This is a genomic window from Alkanindiges illinoisensis (assembly GCF_004377485.1).
GTDB lineage: Bacteria > Pseudomonadota > Gammaproteobacteria > Pseudomonadales > Moraxellaceae > Alkanindiges > Alkanindiges illinoisensis_A.
Genome location: NZ_SNTY01000053.1, coordinates 1 through 4,037, shown reverse-complemented (window position 1 = coordinate 4,037; position 4,037 = coordinate 1). Strand labels below are relative to the sequence as shown.

General features: G+C 43.4%; 4 protein-coding genes. 1 reads left to right on the top strand and 3 read right to left on the bottom strand.

Features of this window, described 5'->3' with window-relative positions:
* Positions 1-116: 116 nt before the first annotated feature.
* Positions 117-368, bottom strand: a complete 252-nt coding sequence (locus E2B99_RS11195; protein ID WP_134245028.1) for a hypothetical protein — start codon at positions 366-368, stop codon at positions 117-119.
* 145 nt (positions 369-513) lie between these two features.
* Between E2B99_RS11195 and rlmKL the strand changes: the two genes are divergently transcribed.
* Positions 514-2,721 carry a bifunctional 23S rRNA (guanine(2069)-N(7))-methyltransferase RlmK/23S rRNA (guanine(2445)-N(2))-methyltransferase RlmL gene (rlmKL, locus tag E2B99_RS11190; protein WP_205669675.1) on the top strand — a complete coding sequence of 736 codons (2,208 nt, stop codon included), beginning with the start codon at positions 514-516 and terminating at the stop codon, positions 2,719-2,721.
* A 94-nt stretch (positions 2,722-2,815) separates the two neighbouring features.
* On the opposite strand, the gene E2B99_RS11185 is transcribed toward rlmKL, so the two are convergent.
* On the bottom strand, positions 2,816-3,370 hold the full coding sequence (locus E2B99_RS11185) for a hypothetical protein (RefSeq protein ID WP_166739039.1): 555 nt from the start codon (positions 3,368-3,370) through the stop codon (positions 2,816-2,818).
* A 190-nt stretch (positions 3,371-3,560) separates the two neighbouring features.
* On the bottom strand, positions 3,561-3,824 hold the full coding sequence (locus E2B99_RS11180) for a hypothetical protein (protein WP_134245026.1): 264 nt from the start codon (positions 3,822-3,824) through the stop codon (positions 3,561-3,563).
* Positions 3,825-4,037: the final 213 nt, after the last annotated feature.

Here is a 4,037-nt window from a genome sequence, read left to right as displayed (position 1 = left end):
GATTTGATTGGTAGTATACAACATCAGAAAGTTACCTTTGTTTGATTAAGATTCGACACCTTTATCTAAACGGGTAACTTTCTCTTTTTCAAGATCTTTGTCCGATCAGATCGGAACTAATACATATTATCAGTCCCACTAGAATCAAATACATTAATCCGGTTTAGTCTCCCATTAGCATAACTCAACTGATAATCAGCAGTTTGCTGCAAGCGATTGCTATCACTCATATTAAATTGCTGGACTGTTGTTAACCTTTTACCATTAGGCAAATATTGATCTGAACCATCACTTCCGCCACCACAAGCAGACAATAAAGCTAACGTATTTATTAAAGATAATTGCACTAATTTTTTAAAAACATTCATTCATTTGACCATCATTTTTATAGAACCCATATCCTAGCAAAAAACACTCTCACCCCCAGCTGTCTTATTTAAAAAACACTCACTTCGCTGGTTAATCAGGTAAACTATTGCCCAATTAATGCTTGTGCTGTTTTCGGATAATTTCATGACTCAATCTTCCCGCCTCAATACTTACTGGGTGACCTGTGCCGATGGTCTGGAAAACCTGCTGGTTGAGGAGTTACAGGAGCTTATTCAAAACCAGAGTGCCAGTATTACAGAAAAAAAAGCTGGCCGGATTATTATTCAGGGTACGCTGGAAACAGCCTATCGTATTTGCCTATGGTCACGGCTGGCCTCCCGTGTGCTGTTGCCCATCCATGATTATGAACTTGAAAAAACCCATGACGCGCGGGATGTTGCCGAAGAAATTTATGAAGGTGCGTCTAGCTTTGACTGGTCACTGATCTTCTCGCCCAGCAGTACTTTTGCCATTCGCTTGCAAACCGAGCGTGAAATCAAGGTCAACCCACAATTTGCCACTTTACGCGCCAAAGACGGCGTGGTGGACAGCTTTATGGAAGCGCAGGGCCGCCGCCCTAGCATTGATACCAAACAACCCGAAATTACCCTGTTTGTATTGGCTGGCAAGTTTGCCCACACATTCTGTCTGGACTTATCAGGGGATAGCTTGCACCGTCGCGGTTATCGCCGCTACATGACCGACGCCCCTATCAAGGAAAATCTGGCCGCTGCCATTTTACGACTGGCTGGCTGGAACAAAGCTTGTTTTGATGTATTTATTGACCCGATGTGCGGTTCCGGAACATTTATCATTGAAGCCCTGATGATAAAAACAGATCGTGCGCCCGGCATCCAGCGGCACTTTGGTTTTATGGGCTGGCATGGCCACGATAATAACTTATGGCAAACCCTGAAATCCGAAGCCGAGCAGCGCCATGACACTGCTTTGCAACAACCACTACCGCAATTTTATGCTTATGATGCCGACTGGGATGCCGTAAAAGCCACCCGGCAAAACATTATTGCAGCAGGCTTTGAAAACTTGCTGCCACATATCAAGATTGAAGAGCGGGTACTGGCTGACTGGCCTGACTTTCAACTGCAAAATAGAAAAGCCTTTATTGTTACCAATCCACCCTATGGCGAACGTCTGGGCGATAAAGCGAGCAACCGTGCGTTATATCAGGGCCTAAGCTTTCAACTGCAAAAGTTTTTGCCGAACCAGCAGGCTGCCATTCTGGCTTCGCATGTCGAACAGGCTGACGTATTGCCATTTGAAAATACCCAAACCTTGCGCCTGATGAATGGCAATTTGCCAATTTATGTGCGCACAGGTGTGGTTATTAACAAGCTGGATAAACCAGCCTTTTTAGCCAATTGGCAAGCCACACCCGTTGAAATTGAAGGGGCACAGGATTTCGCCAACCGTTTGCAAAAAAATATCAGCAACCTGAAAAAACAGGCCTTACGCGACAATGTCAGCTGCCTGCGTCTGTATGATGCCGACCTGCCCGACTTTAATCTGGTGGTGGATTTATACGATGACAATTTGCATGTTCAGGAATATGCGCCACCCAAAAGCATCGACCCGGAAAAAGCCAAAAAGCGTTTTAACTTGGCATTAGCAGCCATTCGCCAGGTACTTGGCTTACCGCGTGAAAAAGTCTTTATTAAAACCCGAGCCAGACAAAAAGGCATTACCCAGTATGAAAAGCAAAGTGAAGTTAGCAAGCGCTTTATCGTGCAGGAAGGCAATATCCGGGTTTATGTGAATCTCACCGATTATCTGGATACAGGTTTGTTTCTGGATCATCGGCCTATGCGCTTGCGTATTGCAGCCGAGGCCAAGGGTAAGCATTTCTTAAACCTGTATAGCTACACCTCAACAGCCAGCGTGCATGCTGCGGTTGGTGGCGCGGCCAGTACCACCAGCGTGGATTTATCCAATACTTATCTTAACTGGTCAAAACAAAACTTTGCCTTAAATGGCCTAACGGTTGACCATGCCGACCAGCAGCACCAGTTTTTTGAAGCGGATGTATTTGAATGGCTCAAAGAAGGCCATGAAACCTATGACCTGATTTTTATTGATCCGCCAACTTTTTCCAATTCCAAAAAGTTTCACGGCACTTTTGATGTACAGCGTGACCATGCCTCACTCATTAAGCGTGCCATGAATCGTCTGAGTAATGGCGGGACTTTGTATTTTTCCAATAATTTTCAGAAGTTCGAACTGGATGATGAACTAAACGTACGCTTTGATGTGCAGGAAATTACAGAGAAAACCATTGGATTTGACTTTAAGCGCAACCATAAAATCCATCGTGCCTGGCGCTTGCGTCACGCTTGATTAAAGGTGTTCAAAAAACAAAGCCCGGCATTAAAACCGGGCTTTGCTTTTAAAATGGTATTAAAAAGAGTAATGCTTTAGAATACGTGATAATTTAAAACACATGATAATCACGACGGAATTTCTTGGATTCTTCATTACCCTGATGGGTCGATGCCTCAATCTCAACAATCCCCTGAATATTATTGAGTTCGTAGCTGCCAGTGCTTTGATCAAAATAAATACTATTAATCTGGCTTAAATCAAATATTTGATTAAAATTCCCAGTCCAGCGCCAGCTATAGGGTTCTGATCCAAAATCATTTACTGCAATTTCATTTAGAATATCAAGACCAAACAATGGGTTATTGGTTGTATAGTTGATTTCACGGTCTTTCTTGTTCAGGGAAACCTGAATGTTTGAAATGCCTGTAGCCCGTACCAGATCGGCAAATACGTTATTAATGCGATCATTCTGGTCAATGGCCTGAAGCTGCTGCTCAGTTTGCTCAGGCGTAGGGCCAGCACTCTGCAACTGATCCAGCGCCAGCTGTGAAACAGGAATGTTATTTTGCAGGAAGTTATTGGTCAGCTCGATATCGTTCAACGGTGTCGCCGCATAGCTTGCCGTGCTGACCAGCAAAGCAATACCCGCACCTGCAATACCCAAGCCTGTAACACTTAAGTTAAAAGTGCTATTTTTGAAAAAAAGTTTCTTGCTATCATCAGCTTGAGAAACAGGGGATACAAGCAGCCTTAGCATTTAGTCTGACTTCCCATTTTTTGTAATTGATTTCACTGTAGCAACTTGTTGCACAAACTTCAATCACATTACGATGAGTGTCATTTTGCCTTAACCTTTAGATGCGACCGCACTCCAGATAAGTGATTCGCTTGGCATCAAACTGCTTTAGTGGATTATCCTTAAAACAGTGAAACGCATGTATTGCCTGTACTTTTTGGCTAATAATGGCTTTGCTGCAATCACGCCGTGGGTCATTCTCGGCCAGCGTAAAGCACAGCGCATAGCATTTTCGCTCGCATGTTTTCTGGTATGCCACCCTCAAAATATTTTCAAATAAATCAGTATCGTAGGGATTGCATAATAAGGAATGCAGCATCATGTAATTTAGCGTATCGCCCTTTTGAGGCAAACGTAATTGATGGCTCAGTTTCGCCCAGTAATTGTAAACCGGACGCACAAATGCAATAGATCTCTTTCATAAATCAAAAAACGATCTTCTTTTTGGTTAATATTTGCACTCCGGATTTCTTAGCATTCGTGCATAATCTGCGGATGAAATACATCGATTCAAACAAGCTTTCTGATCCTCAGT